The sequence below is a fragment of the Tabrizicola sp. genome (assembly GCF_041919135.1).
Classification (GTDB): domain Bacteria; phylum Pseudomonadota; class Alphaproteobacteria; order Rhodobacterales; family Rhodobacteraceae; genus Tabrizicola.
Map to the genome: position 1 here is coordinate 127419 of NZ_JAYRUJ010000002.1, position 16589 is coordinate 144007.

The following is a 16589-nucleotide window of genomic DNA, read 5'->3' on the forward strand; positions in this document are numbered from 1 at the left end:
GCGACGTGCGAGCTTTGCGGGCAGTCTCGGGCCCGCCAGTCTCACCCGCCCGTTTACTCCGGCCCCCCGGCGGGGTCAACCGAAGGCAGGGCGGAATCAGATGCTTGCGCGGCGAGAAAATCGGATGCGCCGGGCCGGGCCGTCCGGTGGCTGCGCCCGCCCCGCCACGGCGGAACCCGGCCGGAGCCCGCCCCTTTCCCGCGCCGCCCCCGGTTCCAGACCGAATCGCGCGCCGCCCCGCCGTCTTGCGGCGCACCGCGGCGCGCGCCTCCCGTCTCGTCACCGGGCTTCGCCTCCTCGCCGGCGATGGGGGTTCCTCCCCGGACCCCCCGGCTACGTCTCCCGGCCTGAAAGCGGAAAATGCCTTTCATACCGGGGCAAACCTCCCCGCCGGAGGCGCCTTCGGGGAGGAGGCGAGCCCGGTGAGGGGACAAAGGGCATGCGCCGCAAGGCGCTGTTCCGATCCCGCCGGTCAGGCCCGGGTGAGCGGGTGGAAGGCATAGCCCCGGCCCCGCCGCCCGATCCGGCCGATGCCGGGATCCGGCAATGCGCGCCGGCGACCAGCCAGCCGGCCTCGGCCGCCTGCTCCATCAGCGCCAGCCGCGAGGCGCGCGCGCTTGCGGGGTCGTCGTCGTGGCACCAGCCGATCTCGGGCCGGGGGAACTGCACTGCGACATTATGCACCAGATCGCCCCAGATCAGGAGCCGCCCCTCGACCAGATAGGCCATGTGCCCGGCGGTATGCCCCGGCGCGGCGATCGCGGTGACGCCCGGCAGCGGGCCGTCGCCCTGTTCCAGCGGCACCAGCAGCGACAGGATCGGCAACAGGAGGGGATCGGCCCGCACGGCCATCAGGTCCTCGACCGCGACGAAGACGCGCGCGGCATTCGGAAAGGCCGCCCCGCCATCGGCATCCACCAGACCCGCGACATGGTCCACATGCGGATGGGTCAACGCGATCGCCGTGACCTCGCCTTTGCCCAGGCCGGCCTCGGCCAGCGCCTCGGGCAACCGGCCGAGACCGGGACGCCAGGCCCCCGCCGCGCCCGCGTCGATCAGCAGCGCGCCGCCGGGCCCCCGGACCAGGAAGGCCCGCACCGGCAGCCGCAGCTCTCCGGCCACCGGATCCGCCAGCGCCTCCGGCCCCAGCGCCGCGCCGTCAGGCGCGCGCAGGCAGTCGGCCGGCATCCGCGTCTCGCCGTCCGACAGCATGGTCACCGTCAGCGCGCCCAGTTCCACGGTCAGCGTCAGCCCGGTCTCGCGCAGGATCCGCATCAGCACCAGCTCCCGCGCAGCCCGCCGGAATATTGCCGCGCATGGCCTGCCCGGATCATCGCGCGGCCGACGTCCAACCCGTCCAGCTCCAGCCGCACCAGAAGCCGGCCGTAGCGGTCCACCCCCTCGCGCAGCACCGCCAGCCGGCCGGCCTTCTGGATCAGCGTGCGAAGCGCCCAGCTTGCCCGCTCGGCCGCCACCAGTTCGGCCAGGCATTGCGGCGAGAACTTCTCGGGCGTGTCATAGCCCAGGATCCGCGCGCTCTGCATCCCGTCGCCGGGGCACATCAGCGTCACCGTATCGCCGTCGATCACCCGCAGGATCCGGCACTCGCCCTCCGCGCCCTCGACCCGTTTCAGCGCGGCATTGGCCAGGTCGGCCAGCATCGGCAGCAGGACCAGCAGAAGGACGCCCCCGCCAAGCCCTAGCTTGAGCCAGAGCCGCGGATCGACCAGCCGCCGCAGCCCCCGCACGACCGGCCCCGGCCGCCGCGCCGGGCCGAGAAGGCGCATCTAGTCCGCCACCGGCGCGGCGACCGGGGCCAGCTCCGTCGCTTCCGCGGCGCGCGCTACCTCCTCGGCGAGGATCCGGGCGATCAGTTCCACGTCGTCCGGCAGGAAGGTCAGGGGCAGGCGCATGTCGATCAGCCCGGCCAGCACCCGGTCGGTCTGCGGCAGCACCTCAGGCGCGGCATAAAGCCAATGCGCATAGCGGCTGGTGAACCCCTGCGGGTCCGCCGCGCCGAACCATTTCAGCTCCACCCCTCGCGCCGCCGCCGCCGCCACGAAGGCGGCCACGCGCGCGGGCTCCCAGCCCGGCAGCAGGAACTGGAAGCTCGAACCGACATAGTCCTCCCATTGCGGACGCGGAATCAGCTTCAGCCCCGCCACGCCCCGAAGCCCCCGCTCCATCCCCTGATACAGCACCCGCCACCGCGCCCGCCGGTCGTCCAGCATCCCGATCTGCGGCCGCAGGATCGCCGCGCGCAGGTTGTCCATCCGGCTGGACACGTTCGGCACCTCCAGCTTGAGCGCCTCGAACACCTCGGGCCCCGGCGCCGCACGGTGGCGGGCGTAAAGCATGTAGGACCCCGACAGCAGCACCGCCCGCGCCGCCAGTTCCGCGTCATCGGTGACCAGAAGCCCGCCCTCGCCGCTGTTCATGTGCTTGTAGGTCTGCGTCGAATAGCAGCCGATCGCCCCGTGCCGCCCCGAGGGCACGCCCTTCCACCGCGCCCCCATCGTATGCGCGCAATCCTCGACCACCCGCAGGCCCAGCCGGTCGCAGAGCGCCATGATCGCATCCATGTCGCCGACATGGCCCCGCATGTGGCTGAGCAGCAGCACCTTCGCCCCGCTCGCCAGGGCTTGCCGCTCCAGATGGCCAAGGTCGATGGTCAGGTCCTCGGTCACCTCGACGAACACCGGCCGCGCGCCCAGAGAGGCGATCGCCCCCGGCACCGGGGCCAGGGTGAAGGCGTTGGACAGGACCGGATCGCCGGGCTTCACCTGCAACGCCCGCAAGGCGCAGGCCATCGCCGCCCCGCCCGAGGCCAGCGCCAGGCAATACCTCGCCCCGACATGGGCGGCGAACTCCTCCTCCAGCAGCGCGGTCTCGGCGATCTCCTCGCCGGCGGTATTATAGCGGTGCAGCCGCCCATGCCGCAGCACCGCCATCGCCGCCTCGATCCCGGCCTCGGGGATCGGCTCCTGCTGGGTGAAACTGCCGTCAAAGCGTTCGCTCATGCCTTTTCAGACCTCTTCAACATCAGGAACAGAAGCGTGGTCAGCGCAAGGAACCCCGCTGCGACCCAATAGGCCACGTCGGTCGACCGCCAGACGCGCGCCTCGGCCCAGAAATGCCCGAAGATCCAGGCGAAGAACACCGTGCCGAACAGCATCGCCAGATTGGTGACGGCGGAAATCCCGCCCTGCAACTCGCCCTGGGCATCCTCGGGCACCCGCCTGGTCAGAAGCGAGGTCAGCAGCGGATGCACAAAGCCCTCGGGCCCGTGCAGGATCATCAGCGCGATGACCGCGCCAAGGCTGCCCACGAACCCATAGCCCAGGACCACCAGCGTGGCGCAGACCAGGCCGAACAGCGCCACCCGCCACTCGCCGAACCGCGCCGTCGCAGGCCCGGTCAGGAACCCCTGGAACGCCCCGGCGATCAGCCCGAAGATCGCCAGCGTCCCGCCCACCATCGCCTCGGACCAGCCGAACTTGGCAATGCCCCAGAAGGTCCAGATCGCCGGATAGACCGAGGTCGAGAAGAAGAACAGTCCCAGCACCATGACCATCGGCAACACGCCGCGATAGGTGGCGAAGACCCGGAAGGCGCCGAAGGGATTGGCGCGCCAGAGTTCGAACCTCCGGCGGCTCGCGACCGCAAGCGACTCGGGCAGGACGAACCAGCCATAGGCGAAATTCAGCAGCGAGATCCCCGCCGCGACCCAGAACGGCACGCGCGGCCCCAGCTCTCCCAGAAGGCCGCCGATGGCCGGGCCGATCACGAAGCCCACGCCGAAGGCCGCGCCCATCATCCCGAAGGCCCTGGCCCGGTCGTCCGGCGCAGTCACATCCGCGATATAGGCCGATGCGATGATCCAGCTCGACCCGCAGATCCCCGCGATGATTCGCCCGGCGAACAGCCATTCCAGCGTCGGCGCCAGCGCCATCAGGATGAAGTCCAGCCCCAGGCCGAAGATCGCCAGCAACAGCAGCGGCCGCCGTCCGAAACGGTCGGCAAGATTGCCCATCAGCGGCGCGAAGACGAACTGCGCCAGGCTGAAGGCCGCGAACATCCAGCCGCCGATGATCGCCGCCCGGTCGATGGTGACATGGCCCACGTCCTCGATCAGCTTGGGCAGGACCGGCATGATCAATCCGAAGCCCACCATGTCCAGGAACACGGTGATCAGGACGAAGCTCACCGCATGGCGGCTCACGGGCGCAGGGGGGGTAGCGGCAAGGCTCATGGCGCGGACCCTAGGAGCGGCGCGGGGTCCTGTCAAACCGTCGCGGACCCCGCAGCGCGTCCCGTCCCGCTCGCGTCGGATGTGCGTCCTCCTGACGGGAATACCCGGATCGCCCCGCCACCGGACGCTCCGGGATCGCCCTGCCCCGCGCCCGGTCGCATTCGACCGAAATCGTGCTTCCTCTTGGCGCCGATACTCCCGCGCTAGGCCAGCAGTCGTTGCGCCAGCCCCGGCAGGTCCTCGAACCGCTCCAGCAGCGCGGCCGGGGCGAAGCGTTCCACCCCGCGCCCCTCCGGCCCGAAGGTCACCAGCGCCACCGGCACCCCGGCCGCGACGCCGGTCTTGGCGTCCGTCTCGGTATCGCCCACCAGCATCGACCGGCCGACGAGGCCCCCCGCCCGCTCCACCGCGGCGCGATAGGGCGCGGCGTCGGGCTTGCGCACCGGCAGCGTATCCGCCCCCACCAGCGCGCCGAAGGCATCCCGCACGCCCAGCGCCCGCAACAGACCCTCGGCCAGGGCCTCGGGCTTGTTGGTGCAGATCGAGACCGCGAAACCCCGGTGGCGCAGCGCCTCGACCGCATCCATCGCCCCGGGATAAAGCCGCGTATGCACCGCGATCGCCGCGCCATAAGCCTCCAGCAGCCGCGGATAGGCCGCGTCCACATCCGCCTCGCCCCAGTCATGCCCCAGCCGGGTGAAGCCCAGCCGCAGCATCGCCCGCCCGCCATGGAAGGCGGTCAGCGCATCTTCCGGCCCCAGCACCGCCCTCGGCAGGCAGGCGTTCGCCGCCGCCAGCAGATCGGCCGACGTATCGGCCAGCGTCCCGTCCAGATCGAATACCACCGTCCGCATGTCCGCAATCCTGTAACATGGCGTGAGGACCCGCCCCCTTGCCACCCTGCGCCATGGGGGTAAAACGGCCGCAATGATAAAGGAAGGGGCAGAATGCAGGTTTCAGTGATCGTTCTGGCGGCCGGTCAGGGCACGCGGATGAATTCGGACCTGCCCAAGGTCCTGCACCGCATGGCCGCCGCGCCGCTGCTGCACCATGCGCTCGCCACCGCGCAAGGCCTCGATCCCGCGCGCATCGTCACCGTCACCGGCCATGGCGGCGAGGCGGTCGCCGCCGCCGCGCGCGACTGGTCCGAAGTGGTCGAGACGGTCGTTCAGGACCCCCAGCTCGGCACCGCCCATGCCGTCGCCCAGGCCGCCCCCCTCCTCGACGGGGTCGAGGGCGAGGCCATCGTGCTTTACGCCGATACCCCCCTCATCCGCGAGGAAACCCTGCGCGCCATGCTGGTGGCGCGCAAGCGCCATGGCGTCGTCGTCCTCGGCTTTCATGCAAGGGAGCCGGGACGTTACGGCCGTCTCCTGACGCAAGGCGACACGCTTCTCGCCATCCGCGAGTTCAAGGATGCCTCGCCCGAGGAGCGCGCCATAACTCTTTGCAACTCCGGCGTGATCTGCGCCGAAGCCGCGACCCTGCTCTCCCTCGTGGCCGAAGTCGGCAATGCCAATGCGGCGCAGGAATACTACCTGACCGACATCGTGGAACTCGCCCGCGCCCGTGGCCTCTCGGCCGGCGTGGTCCTTTGCGACGAGGCCGAGACGCTGGGCGTCAACACCCGCGCGCAACTGGCCGAGGCCGAGGCCGCCTTCCAGTCCCGCGCCCGCGCCGCGGCGCTGGAGAACGGCGTCACCCTCACCGCGCCCGAGACCGTGTTCTTCGCCCTCGACACCCATGTCGGCCGCGACGCGGTGATCGGGCCGAACGTCCTGTTCGGCCCCGGCGTCACCGTCGAATCCGGGGCCGAGATCAAGGGCTTCTGCCATCTCGAAGGTTGCCACGTCAGCCGCGGCGCCACCGTCGGCCCCTTCGCCCGCCTGCGTCCCGGCGCGGAACTGGCCGAGGATGTCCATGTCGGCAACTTCGTCGAGATCAAGAACGCCATCCTGGACGAAGGCGTGAAGGTCGGCCACCTGACCTATCTCGGCGACGCCCATGTCGGCGAGCATGCCAACATCGGCGCGGGCACCGTGACCTGCAACTACGATGGCGTGATGAAGCACCGCACCGTGATCGGCAAGCGCGCCTTCATCGGCTCGGACACGATGCTGGTCGCCCCGGTGACCGTGGGCGATGGCGCACTCACCGGCTCCGGCTCCGTCATCACCGAGGATGTGCCCCCGGAGGCCGTCGCCATCGGCCGGGCGCGGCAGGTCACCAAACCGGGGCTTGCGACGCGGATGTTTGAAAAGTTGAAATCCATCAAGGCCGCCAAGGCCAAAGGACAGTCATAATGTGTGGTATTGTTGGGGTTCTGGGGAACCATGAGGCCGCCCCCCTGCTGGTCGAGGCGCTGAAGCGGCTGGAATATCGCGGCTATGACTCGGCCGGCATCGCCACGGTCAACGCCGGCAGGCTCGACCGCCGCCGCGCGGTGGGCAAACTGGTGAACCTCTCCGACCTCCTGGTGCACGAGCCCCTTGCCGGCAAGTCCGGCATCGGCCACACCCGCTGGGCCACCCATGGCGCGGCCACCGTGACCAACGCCCATCCGCATCGCTCGGGCGGGGTCGCGGTCGTGCACAACGGCATCATCGAGAATTTCCGCGAACTGCGCGACGAACTGGCCGCCGAGGGCTACACCCCCGAATCCCAGACCGACACCGAGACCGTCGCCCTCCTGACCCGCCGCGCCATGGACCGGGGCGCCTCGCCGGTCGAGGCCGCGCGCGACACGCTGTCCCGGCTGCAGGGGGCCTTCGCGCTCCTCTTTCTGTTCGACGGCCAGGACGACCTGATGATCGCCGCCCGCAAGGGCTCGCCCCTCGCGATCGGCTGGGGCAAGGGCGAGATGTTCGTCGGCTCCGACGCCATTGCCCTGGCGCCGATGACCGACCGGATCACCTATCTGGAAGAGGGCGACTGGGCCATCGTCACCCGCGCCGGGGCCGAGATCTTCGACGCCGAAAACCGCCGCGCCAACCGGCCCGAGGCCCTGATCCAGATCGACGCGGCACGGGTGGAAAAGGCCGGCTACAAGCATTTCATGGCCAAGGAGATCGCCGAGCAGCCCGTCGTCATCGCCGGGGCGCTGAAGCACTACACCTCGCCAGAAGGCACGCTGCACCTGCCGGAAGAACTTGATTTCAAAGGCATCGACCGGGTCACCCTGGTCGCCTGCGGCACGGCCTCCTATGCCTGCCACGTCGCGAAATACTGGTTCGAGCAGCTTGCCGGGCTGCCCGCCGACATCGACATCGCGTCGGAGTTCCGCTACCGCGACCCGGTCCTCTCCGCCGCCTCGATGGCCGTCTTCGTCAGCCAGTCCGGCGAGACCGCCGACACGCTTGCCGCTCTCCGCCACACGCGCGGGAAGGTGGCCAAGGTCGTCGCCGTGGTGAACGTCCCGACCTCCTCGATCGCGCGCGAAAGCGATCTGGCGCTGCCGATCATGGCGGGGGTGGAGGTCGGCGTCGCCTCGACCAAGGCCTTCACCTGCCAGCTTGTCACGCTTGCCCTGATGGCCCTGAAGGCCGCCGCCGACCGGGGCCGGATCGACGCCGAGGACCTGCGCCAGCGGCTCCAGTCGCTGCGCGCCCTGCCCGGCATCCTGAACGCCGCCCTCGGCCTCTCCGACCCGATCGCCACCATCGCGGCCGAACTGGCCAAGGCGCAGGACATCCTGTTCCTGGGCCGGGGCGCCATGTTCCCGCTGGCGCTTGAGGGGGCGCTGAAGCTCAAGGAAATCAGCTACATCCATGCCGAAGGTTATGCATCGGGCGAACTCAAGCACGGCCCCATCGCCCTGATCGACGCCCAGGTCCCGGTCATCGTGCTGGCCCCCAAGGACGCGCTCTTCGACAAGACCGTCTCGAACATGCAGGAGGTCATGGCCCGCAACGGCAAGGTCCTGCTTCTGTCCGATGCCGCCGGGATCCGGGCCGCGGGCCAGGGCAGCTGGAAGACCCTGACCCTTCCCGCCGTCGATCCCCTATGGGCCCCGATCCTCTATGCCGTCCCGGCGCAGCTTCTGGCCTATCACACCGCCATCGCCAAGGGCACCGACGTGGACCAGCCGCGCAACCTGGCAAAGTCGGTGACGGTGGAGTAGGCCGGGGTCGGGCGGAGTCGGGGTTCACCCGGCCTCGCCCGACCGGGGCCTGCGTCTTGCCTGAGCGCCGGAACGCTCGCACCCAACCCGTTGGAATCCCTCGGGCCCGCCAGCCTGTCCACGGTAGACGGCCCCTCGCGCTTGCCTGCCCGGCCCCGACCCGCTAGGAAACGCAGGACCCAATCGCCAAAGGCCCGGACCATGCGTCTCTCCCGCTACTTCCTCCCCGTCCTCAAGGAAAACCCCGCCGAGGCCCAGATCGTCAGCCACCGCTACATGCTGCGGGCCGGCATGATCAAGCAGCAGGCCGCCGGGATCTATTCCTGGCTGCCGCTCGGCTACCGCGTCCTGAAGCGGATCGAGGAGATCGTCCACCAGGAGCAGATCCGCGCCGGCCACATCCCCCTTCTGATGCCGACGCTGCAGCCCGCCGACCTCTGGCGCGAATCCGGCCGCTACGACGACTACGGGCAGGAGATGCTGCGGATCAAGGACCGCCAGGACCGCGACATGCTTTACGGCCCGACCAACGAGGAGATGATCACCGACATCTTCCGCAGCCACGTCAACAGCTACAAGGACCTGCCGCTGACGCTCTACCACATCCAGTGGAAGTTCCGCGACGAGATGCGGCCGCGCTTCGGCGTGATGCGGGGGCGCGAGTTCCTGATGAAGGACGGCTACAACTTCGACGTCGACCGCGACGCGGCGCTGCACGCCTACAACCGCCACATGGTCAGCTACCTGCGCACCTACGAGCGCATGGGCCTGACCGCGATCCCGATGCGCGCGGCCTCGGGTCCGATCGGCGGCGACAACACGCATGAATTCCTGGTGCTGGCCAACACCGGCGAATCCGAGGTCTTCTATGACGACCGCGTGACCGGGCTGAAGCTTGGCCAGCGCGAGATCGATTACGACGACCGCGACCAGGTGGCGAAGGTCTGCGAGGAGTTCACCACCCTCTACGCCCGCACCGACGAGACCCATGACGAGGCTGTCTTCGCCGGGGTGCCCGAGGCGCATCGCAAGGTCGGCCGCGGCATCGAGGTCGGGCAGATCTTCTATTTCGGCACCAAGTATTCCGAGGCGATGGGGGCCGAGGTGGTGACCAAGGACGGCACCAAGGTCCCGGTCGAGATGGGCAGCCACGGGATCGGCGTCAGCCGCCTTCTGGGCGCGATCATCGAGGCCTCCCACGACGACAAGGGGATCATCTGGCCCGAGGGGGTCACCCCCTTCCCGGTCGGGATCGTGAACCTGAAGCAGGGCGACGGCGCCGCCGATGCCGCCTGCGCCGGGCTGGAGAAGGCGCTGCTCGCCCGCGGGCTGGAACCGCTTTACGACGACCGGGACGAGCGGGCGGGGGCGAAGTTCGCCACGATGGACCTGATCGGCCTGCCCTGGCGGATCACCGTCGGGCCGCGCGGCCTGGAGAAGGGCGTGGTCGAGCTGACCTCGCGCCGCACCGGGGCCAGCGAGGAGATGAGCCCCGAGGCCGCCGTCGACCGCATCGCGCAGATCTACGCGGCCCACAGGTAAGGCCCGGCCGGGCCGCCGGGCCCGGCTGACCTTGCGTCATGGCGGGTGAAGGCGGCTTGATTTCCGCCGGGTGGCGGTCATCCTTCCGTAACCCTTTCCTGCCAGCATCGCCGCATGACCCTGCCCGCCGACCATTACCGTCTGAAGAAGCGCCAGCTCTCGCTGCACGAACTGCTGGCCGACGGGATCGTGCATGCCCTGGCGCTGCTGGCCGGGGTGATCGCCTTCCCGATCCTGCTCTTTCATGCGCTGACCTCGGCCGGGATCGGCACCTTCGCGGCGCTGGCGGTCTATGCGGCCGGGTTCTTCCTGATGTGGGGCTTTTCGCTGGCCTACAACATGACGCCGCCCGGCGCGCTGAAATGGCTGCTCAGGCGCTTCGACCATTCGATGATCTATGTGATGATCGCGGGCACCTATACGGCGGTGATCCCGCATCTGGAAAGCGCGGCCTGGTCCTGGGCGCTGGGTCTTGTGGTCTGGACCGGCGCGGCGCTGGGGATCCTGGTCAAGGTGGTCCTCCCGGGGCGCTATGACCGGCTGTCGATCCTGGCCTATGTGCTGCTGGGCTGGGTCGGGATCATCGCCATCGGCCCGGTCTCGGCGGCGCTGCCCTCGGTCTCGCTCTGGCTGCTGGCGGCGGGCGGGGTGACCTATGTCGCCGGCGTGGGCTTCTATGTCTGGGAAAGGCTGCGGTTCCAGAACGCGATCTGGCACCTGTTCGTCGCCGTGGCGGCGGGCCTGCACTTTGCCGCGGTGGCGGTGGCGCTGGCCTGACGGGCGGAACCCGGGCGATATCGCCCACCCTGCAAGGGCTCAGGCGGCGACGCCCTGGCCAAGCAGGTCCTCGACGAAATAGGCTGCGAACTGGGCCCGGCCCGAGACGCCGGCCTTGGCGTAGATCCGGGTCAGCTGCGCGCGCACGGTGCCCTGCGCCGCGCCGCGCAGCTCGGCGATCTCGGCCACGTCCAGCCCCTTCAGCGCCAGGAAGGCCACATCGCGCTCGGCCGGGGTCAGCCCCCAGCTGCGGAACTGGCGGTCGATCACCTCGGACAGGGCGCCCCGCGCCACGTCCAGCGCCTGTTCCTGGGCGCGCAGGAGTTCCACCGTGCGGCGCAGCGCGAAGGCGCCGAACAGGATCCCCAGCACCAGCGCCGAGGTCACGAAGGCCTCGAACAGGAAATGCACCGAAGTCGGGTCCTTGCGCAGGTCGCCGATGACGTCGCCGACGAAGAAGACCGTGCCCAGCGTCTGCACCAGCAGGAAAGCCGAAAGCGCCGCGGTCTGGCGGCGCCCGGCGCTGCGAATATCGGGAGCCCGGGGCTCGATCGTGGCCGTCATCTGCGCCTTTCGCCAAACAGCATCGGGGCGACCAGGTTCCGACGCATGGCGCGGCCCTCGACGAAGACGCCCGCGATATGCAGGGCCGCGAGGACCAGAAGCAGATTCGACGCCACCTCGTGCACCTCCCCGGCCACCTCGCGCAGGGGTGAGTCGCCCTCGTCCCCCCCGTCTTCGCGGATCAAAGCAGACCAGTCGCCGGATGCAACCGCCGCCTTGTCCGCCGCCACCTGCATCGGTGTCGCTCCGCCGGTCAGGATCAGGCCGGTGGCGATCGCCGCCGCCAGCGTGGCCCAGAAGGCATAGATCATCAGCGCCCCGGCCGGGTTGTGCGAGGGATAGTGCCGGACCCGGCCCGAGACGAGCTGGCCCAGGTGGCGCGCCGCGGCGCGCGGATTCGGCGGAAAGGCGGCAAAGCGCGCCTCATGCGGGCCAAGCACCCCCCAGACCAGCCGCAACAGCAAAAGCGCCATCACCGCCCAGCCCAGCGAGACATGGACAAGGCTGCCCCCCTTGGTCGCCAGCGCATTGGCCAGGATCACGAAGGCGATCCCCCAATGCGTCAGGCGAACCAGCGGGTCCCACAGGCGGGGCGGTGCGGCGGCTTCGGTCCGGGGGGTGGCCATGGTCAATCCCCGGTCTTGATCTCGGTGACCGCGCCGGTGGCGGGGTCGATGTAGACCTCCATGGCGGCGCCGGTGGCGCTGTCCTTGCACTTGGCCTCGATCTTGCCGTCCTCGGAATCGAAGGTGTCAACCACGCAGCCGGCCTTTTCCAGCGCGGCCTTGGCGTCGTCGGGGTTGGTGCCGACCATGTCGCCGACAGCGGGCATCGCCAGGGCGGCCAGCGGCGTGAAGGCGGCCAGGGTGAGGGGGAGGAGGAACTTCGACGTCATCGCGTCACCTTTCGTTGCGCCCGCACCTGCGGGCTGGGAGGGATCGGCCCGCCGTCCGGGACGACGGGGCCGGGCCGGGACATGCGCCCCGGTCGGGCCGGACCTGCCCGCAACCGCCGGTGGTGGTCCATGGCCCCGACGCTTAGGGTCCGGCCGGTAAGCGGGTGCTGACGGCGGGAATCCGCCCTGTCCCGCGGCCTGATTCCATACCTCCGGCAAGGCTTGCGCCGCATCGCCGCTGCGGCGATATGTGGGGCCAGCCAGGAAGGAACCCGCGATGGCGCTGCCGATCAGAGAACAGATCCGTTACTGGGGCGTCGCCGCGCTGGTCTTCCTGGGCCTGTTCTGGTTTCTGGGCGATATCCTTCTGCCCTTCCTGATGGGCGGTGCGATCGCCTATTTCCTTGATCCCGTCGCCGACCGGCTGGAGCGGGCGGGTCTTTCCCGCGTCGCGGCGACGACGCTGATCTCGCTGATGGCGCTGGTGCTGGTGATCCTGCTGGTGCTGGCGGTGATCCCGACGCTGGTCAACCAGCTTACCGCGCTGATCGACGCCACCCCCGACATCGCCAAGCGGCTGCAGGGCTTCCTCCTCGACCGCTTCCCCGAGCTTGCCGACAGCACCTCGACCATCCGCCAGACCCTGGCCGAGATCGGGCTTGCGATCCAGTCCCGCGCGGCGCAACTGGCCCAAGGCGTGCTGACCTCGGCGCTGGGGGTGATCTCGATCGTCCTGTTCATCGTCGTCGTGCCGGTCGTCGCCTTCTACCTGCTGCTGGACTGGGACGAGATGATCGCCCGGATCGACGCCATGCTGCCGCGCGACCATGCGCCGACGATCCGCCGCCTTGCCGGCGAGATCGACATGGTTCTGGCCGGATTCGTGCGGGGCCAGGTCTCGGTCTGCCTGGCGCTTGGCACCTTCTATGCGGTGGCGCTGATGGCGGCCGGGTTGCAGTTCGGCCTGGTGGTGGGGGCCATCGCCGGGGCGATCACCTTCATCCCCTATGTCGGCTCGATCATCGGCGGCACGCTGGCGGTGGGCCTGGCGCTGGTGCAGTTCTGGGGCGACTGGGTGCAGATCGGCATCATCGCCGCGATCTTCGCCGTCGGCCAGTTCATCGAGGGCAACATCCTGACGCCCAAGCTGGTGGGCAAGTCGGTGGGCCTGCATCCGGTCTGGCTTCTCTTCGCGCTGTCGGCCTTCGGCTCGGTCTTCGGCTTCGTCGGCATGCTGATCGCCGTTCCCGTGGCCGCCTCCATCGGCGTCCTGACCCGTTTCGCGGTCGAGCAATACCGCGCCAGCCTGCTTTACCGCGGGGCCGAGGGGCTGGTGCTTCCTCCCGATGCCCCGCCTGCCGCGCCCCGGCGCAGCCGCAAGGCGGGCTCCAAGGCGGATTCGGGCCCGTGATCCGCCAGCTCGCCTTCGACCTGCCCAGCACCGAGGCGATGACGCGGGCCGACTTCTTCGTCGCCCCCTCGAACGCGCTTGCGCTGCAGGTGGTCGAGGACTGGCGGAACTGGCCCGGCCGCAAGCTTCTCCTGATCGGGCCCGAGGGCTCGGGCAAGACCCATCTCGCCCGGGTCTGGGCCGAGATGGCGGGCGCCCTGATCCTTCCCGCCGCCGCGCTGCGGACGCTTGACCCCGCCGACCTTGCCGCCACCCCCGTCGCGGTCGAGGATGCCGACCGGCTGGACGGGGCCGAGGCCGAGTTGTTCCACCTGCACAACCTGGTGACCCAGGGGGCAAGCCTCCTCATGACCGCCCAGCGCCCGCCGCGCGACTGGGGCCTGCGGCTGCCGGACCTGATCAGCCGGTTGCAGGCCACGCCGATTGCCCGGCTGGAAGCACCCGACGACGCGCTTCTGTCGGCGGTGCTGGTCAAGCTCTTCGCCGACCGCCAGGTCGCCGTGCCCGCGACCCTGATCCCCTACCTCGTCAGCCGAATGCCGCGCTCGGTGGGCGCGGCGCGGGCGCTGGTCGCGGCGCTGGATGCCGCCGCCCTGGCCGGGGGGCGCCCGATCACCCGCGCCCTTGCGGCCGAGGTGCTGGACAGCCTGCCGCCGGGGTGAAACACTGTCACCGTTCCGTCACGATGCCGGCCTATTCCCCTCCCCCATGACCCAGTCCGATTTCCTGCGTTCCCCGTTCCCCACCCCGGCCGAGCTATCCTTTGCCGAGACCGCCGGCCCCGGCCGCTTCTTCAACCGCGAACTCTCCTGGCTGGCCTTCAACTGGCGCGTCCTGGAAGAGGCCGCGAACCCCGCCGTGCCGCTGCTGGAGCGGTTGCGCTTCCTGTCGATCTCGGCCACCAACCTGGACGAATTCTACACCGTCCGCGTCGCGGGCCTGCGGGCATTGGTGCGCACCGGCAACGCCGCCCTTTCCGAGGACGGCCGCAGCCCGGCCGAGCAGCTGCAGCTGATCAACGCCGACGCCCGCCGCCTGATGCAGACGCAGCAGACCACGTTCAACCGCCTGCGCAAGGAGATGGAGGCCGAGGGGATCACCCTCGTCCAGCGCGGCAAGCTGACGGCGCGCGACCTGAAGCATCTGGAAGCGCATTTCCTGAACAATGTCTTCCCGGTCCTGTCGCCCCTGGCGATCGACCCGGCCCATCCTTTCCCCTTCATCCCCAACACCGGCTTTTCGCTGGCGCTGGAGCTTGAGCGCGTCACCGACCGCCGCCCGCTCAAGGCGCTGCTGCCGATCCCGCAGCAGATCACCCGCTTCGTGCCCCTGCCGGGCAAGGAGGGCGAGAACCGCTTCCTGCCGCTCGAGGAACTTTTGCTGCTGCATCTGGGGATGCTGTTTCCCGGCTACAGCAACCGCGGCCACTGCACCTTCCGCGTGCTGCGCGACAGCGACCTCGAGGTCGAGGACGAGGCCGAGGACCTGGTCCGCGAATTCGAGACCGCGCTCAAGCGGCGGCGCCGGGGCGAGGTGATCCGCCTCAAGCTCTCGGCCGGCGCCCCCGAGGACTTGCGCGCGCTGATCATGGAAGAACTCGCCGTCTCCGAGGACGAGGTGGTCGAGGTCAAGGGCCTCCTCGGCGTCGCCGACCTGAAGGAACTGCTCCTCTCCTCGCGCAAGGACCTGATGTGGCCGCCCTTCACCCCCCGCGTGCCCGAAAGGGTGCAGGACCATGAGGGCGACATGTTCGCGGCGATCCGGCAGAAGGACATGCTGCTGCATCACCCGTATGAGACCTTCGACATGGTGATCCGCTTTCTGGAACAGGCGGCGCGGGATCCGAACGTGCTGGCGATCAAGCAGACGCTCTACCGCACCTCCTGGGACAGCCCGGTCGTCACCGCGCTGTGCGAAGCGGCCGAGGCGGGGAAATCGGTCACCGCGCTGGTGGAACTGAAGGCGCGCTTCGACGAGGCCGCGAACATCCGCCAGTCCCGCCGGCTGGAGCGCGCGGGCGCGCATGTCGTCTATGGTTTCGTGAACTACAAGACCCATGCCAAGATCAGCACCGTCGTCCGGCGCGAGGGCGACCATCTGGTCACCTACACCCATTACGGGACCGGCAACTACCACCCGATCACCGCCCGCATCTACACCGACCTCAGCTTCTTCACCTGCGACGGGGCACTCGGCCGGGATGCGACCAAGGTGTTCAACTATCTCTCCGGCTACGTCCAGCCCGAGGGGCTGGAGAACCTCGCGATTTCGCCGATCACGCTGAAGCCGCGCCTGCTGGAACTCATCGCGGCCGAGGCCGAACATGCCCGCGCCGGACGCCCGGCCGAGATCTGGGCCAAGATGAACTCGATCATCGAGGCCGACGTGATCGACGCGCTTTATGCCGCCTCCCAGGCCGGGGTGAAGATCAGCCTCGTCGTGCGCGGCATCTGCGGCCTGCGCCCCGGCGTGAAGGGCCTGTCCGAGAACATCCGTGTCAAGTCGATCGTCGGCCGCTTCCTGGAACATTCCCGCATCGTCTGCTTCGGCAATGGCCACGGCCTGCCCGCGAAGAAGGCGCGGGTGTTCTTCTCCTCGGCCGACTGGATGGGGCGCAACCTTTCGCGCCGGGTGGAAACCCTGGTCGAGGCGATGAACCCCACGGTCAAGAACCAGATCCTCAGCCAGATCATGGCCGCCAACCTGGCGGACGAGGCGCAAAGCTGGATCCTTGCGCCCGACGGAACCTATTCCCGCGACCTCGGGCCCGAGGGGGCACGGCTCTTCTCCTGCCACCAGTTCTTCATGGAGAACCCCTCGCTTTCCGGCCGCGGCACCGCCGGGGCGAAGGATGCGCCGCGCCTGATCATGGCGCGCGACGACGAGACCGCAGCGCCCGGCCCGACACGCTAGGAACGGAAGGCGAAAAATTCCGGCGCCGGAATTTTGCCGGAGTTTTCAGAAACTCCGTCCCGTTTCCTTCGCAGGAAACGGCGCCCGAGCCGTTGACCCCGCGCCGGGGGACCGG

Annotated in this window: 15 protein-coding genes; 7 read left to right on the top strand and 8 right to left on the bottom strand. The window is 69.6% G+C overall.

Annotated features, from left to right (window positions below; all coding sequences use genetic code 11):
• Positions 1-333: 333 nt before the first annotated feature.
• The 5 genes from ACE3UA_RS02540 to ACE3UA_RS02560 form a co-directional block, all read right to left on the bottom strand.
• A complete protein-coding gene (locus tag ACE3UA_RS02540) occupies positions 334-1275 on the bottom strand; it encodes an MBL fold metallo-hydrolase (protein WP_374642189.1) in 942 nt (313 codons plus the stop codon).
• A complete protein-coding gene (locus ACE3UA_RS02545; RefSeq protein ID WP_374642191.1) occupies positions 1275-1787 on the bottom strand; it encodes a thermonuclease family protein in 513 nt (170 codons plus the stop codon). Before ACE3UA_RS02545 ends, ACE3UA_RS02540 begins: the two co-directional genes overlap by 1 nt.
• Positions 1788-3020 (bottom strand): DegT/DnrJ/EryC1/StrS family aminotransferase, encoded by a 1233-nt coding sequence (locus ACE3UA_RS02550; RefSeq protein WP_374642193.1) that lies wholly within the window; start codon positions 3018-3020, stop codon positions 1788-1790.
• The gene (locus ACE3UA_RS02555; protein WP_374642195.1) at positions 3017-4252 is read right to left on the bottom strand and encodes a TCR/Tet family MFS transporter; all 1236 of its coding nucleotides are present in this window, start codon (positions 4250-4252) and stop codon (positions 3017-3019) included. The genes ACE3UA_RS02550 and ACE3UA_RS02555 overlap by 4 nt, the downstream gene beginning before the upstream one ends.
• A gap of 203 nt (positions 4253-4455) precedes the next feature.
• The gene (locus tag ACE3UA_RS02560) at positions 4456-5106 is read right to left on the bottom strand and encodes an HAD family hydrolase (protein ID WP_374642197.1); all 651 of its coding nucleotides are present in this window, start codon (positions 5104-5106) and stop codon (positions 4456-4458) included.
• 93 nt (positions 5107-5199) lie between these two features.
• Between ACE3UA_RS02560 and glmU the strand changes: the two genes are divergently transcribed.
• From glmU to ACE3UA_RS02580, 4 genes are all read left to right on the top strand, one after another.
• Positions 5200-6555 (top strand): bifunctional UDP-N-acetylglucosamine diphosphorylase/glucosamine-1-phosphate N-acetyltransferase GlmU, encoded by a 1356-nt coding sequence (gene glmU, locus ACE3UA_RS02565; RefSeq protein ID WP_374642199.1) that lies wholly within the window; start codon positions 5200-5202, stop codon positions 6553-6555.
• Entirely contained in the window at positions 6555-8372 is a 1818-nt protein-coding gene (gene glmS / locus ACE3UA_RS02570) for a glutamine--fructose-6-phosphate transaminase (isomerizing) (protein ID WP_374642201.1), read from the top strand. Before glmU ends, glmS begins: the two co-directional genes overlap by 1 nt.
• 201 nt (positions 8373-8573) lie before the next feature.
• The gene (gene proS / locus ACE3UA_RS02575; RefSeq protein ID WP_374642203.1) at positions 8574-9914 is read left to right on the top strand and encodes a proline--tRNA ligase; all 1341 of its coding nucleotides are present in this window, start codon (positions 8574-8576) and stop codon (positions 9912-9914) included.
• A 114-nt stretch (positions 9915-10028) separates the two neighbouring features.
• Entirely contained in the window at positions 10029-10691 is a 663-nt protein-coding gene (locus ACE3UA_RS02580; protein WP_374642205.1) for a hemolysin III family protein, read from the top strand.
• 39 nt (positions 10692-10730) lie between these two features.
• On the opposite strand, the gene ACE3UA_RS02585 is transcribed toward ACE3UA_RS02580, so the two are convergent.
• From ACE3UA_RS02585 to ACE3UA_RS02595, 3 genes are read right to left on the bottom strand one after another with little or no spacing between them, the layout of a single operon-like run.
• Positions 10731-11255: a LuxR C-terminal-related transcriptional regulator gene (locus ACE3UA_RS02585; protein WP_374642207.1), complete on the bottom strand. Its 525-nt coding sequence runs from the start codon at positions 11253-11255 to the stop codon at positions 10731-10733.
• The gene (locus ACE3UA_RS02590) at positions 11252-11881 is read right to left on the bottom strand and encodes a cytochrome b/b6 domain-containing protein (RefSeq protein WP_374642209.1); all 630 of its coding nucleotides are present in this window, start codon (positions 11879-11881) and stop codon (positions 11252-11254) included. The genes ACE3UA_RS02585 and ACE3UA_RS02590 overlap by 4 nt, the downstream gene beginning before the upstream one ends.
• A gap of 2 nt (positions 11882-11883) precedes the next feature.
• A complete protein-coding gene (locus ACE3UA_RS02595) occupies positions 11884-12150 on the bottom strand; it encodes a PepSY domain-containing protein (protein WP_197642217.1) in 267 nt (88 codons plus the stop codon).
• A 277-nt stretch (positions 12151-12427) separates the two neighbouring features.
• Between ACE3UA_RS02595 and ACE3UA_RS02600 the strand changes: the two genes are divergently transcribed.
• Genes ACE3UA_RS02600 through ACE3UA_RS02610 form a run of 3 tightly spaced genes read left to right on the top strand, consistent with a single transcriptional unit; the run spans position 12428 to position 16474 of the window.
• A complete protein-coding gene (locus ACE3UA_RS02600; protein ID WP_374642212.1) occupies positions 12428-13561 on the top strand; it encodes an AI-2E family transporter in 1134 nt (377 codons plus the stop codon).
• Positions 13562-13599: 38 nt separating this feature from the next.
• Positions 13600-14223 (top strand): chromosomal replication initiator DnaA, encoded by a 624-nt coding sequence (locus ACE3UA_RS02605; protein WP_374642393.1) that lies wholly within the window; start codon positions 13600-13602, stop codon positions 14221-14223.
• 46 nt (positions 14224-14269) lie between these two features.
• Positions 14270-16474: an RNA degradosome polyphosphate kinase gene (locus tag ACE3UA_RS02610; RefSeq protein ID WP_374642214.1), complete on the top strand. Its 2205-nt coding sequence runs from the start codon at positions 14270-14272 to the stop codon at positions 16472-16474.
• Positions 16475-16589 lie beyond the last annotated feature (115 nt).

What these genes read in the sequence shown, in the direction of transcription:
- proS (WP_374642203.1), top strand. Translation starts at nt 8,574, where the DNA reads ATGCGTCTCTCCCGCTACTTCCTCCCCGTCCTCAAGGAAAACCCCGCC.
- ACE3UA_RS02580 (WP_374642205.1), top strand. Translation starts at nt 10,029, where the DNA reads ATGACCCTGCCCGCCGACCATTACCGTCTGAAGAAGCGCCAGCTCTCG.
- ACE3UA_RS02560 (WP_374642197.1), bottom strand. Translation starts at nt 5,106, where the DNA reads ATGCGGACGGTGGTATTCGATCTGGACGGGACGCTGGCCGATACGTCG.
- glmU (WP_374642199.1), top strand. Translation starts at nt 5,200, where the DNA reads ATGCAGGTTTCAGTGATCGTTCTGGCGGCCGGTCAGGGCACGCGGATG.
- ACE3UA_RS02550 (WP_374642193.1), bottom strand. Translation starts at nt 3,020, where the DNA reads ATGAGCGAACGCTTTGACGGCAGTTTCACCCAGCAGGAGCCGATCCCC.
- ACE3UA_RS02595 (WP_197642217.1), bottom strand. Translation starts at nt 12,150, where the DNA reads ATGACGTCGAAGTTCCTCCTCCCCCTCACCCTGGCCGCCTTCACGCCG.
- ACE3UA_RS02605 (WP_374642393.1), top strand. Translation starts at nt 13,600, where the DNA reads ATGACGCGGGCCGACTTCTTCGTCGCCCCCTCGAACGCGCTTGCGCTG.
- ACE3UA_RS02545 (WP_374642191.1), bottom strand. Translation starts at nt 1,787, where the DNA reads ATGCGCCTTCTCGGCCCGGCGCGGCGGCCGGGGCCGGTCGTGCGGGGG.
- ACE3UA_RS02585 (WP_374642207.1), bottom strand. Translation starts at nt 11,255, where the DNA reads ATGACGGCCACGATCGAGCCCCGGGCTCCCGATATTCGCAGCGCCGGG.
- ACE3UA_RS02555 (WP_374642195.1), bottom strand. Translation starts at nt 4,252, where the DNA reads ATGAGCCTTGCCGCTACCCCCCCTGCGCCCGTGAGCCGCCATGCGGTG.
- ACE3UA_RS02600 (WP_374642212.1), top strand. Translation starts at nt 12,428, where the DNA reads ATGGCGCTGCCGATCAGAGAACAGATCCGTTACTGGGGCGTCGCCGCG.
- glmS (WP_374642201.1), top strand. Translation starts at nt 6,555, where the DNA reads ATGTGTGGTATTGTTGGGGTTCTGGGGAACCATGAGGCCGCCCCCCTG.
- ACE3UA_RS02610 (WP_374642214.1), top strand. Translation starts at nt 14,270, where the DNA reads ATGACCCAGTCCGATTTCCTGCGTTCCCCGTTCCCCACCCCGGCCGAG.
- ACE3UA_RS02590 (WP_374642209.1), bottom strand. Translation starts at nt 11,881, where the DNA reads ATGGCCACCCCCCGGACCGAAGCCGCCGCACCGCCCCGCCTGTGGGAC.
- ACE3UA_RS02540 (WP_374642189.1), bottom strand. Translation starts at nt 1,275, where the DNA reads ATGCGGATCCTGCGCGAGACCGGGCTGACGCTGACCGTGGAACTGGGC.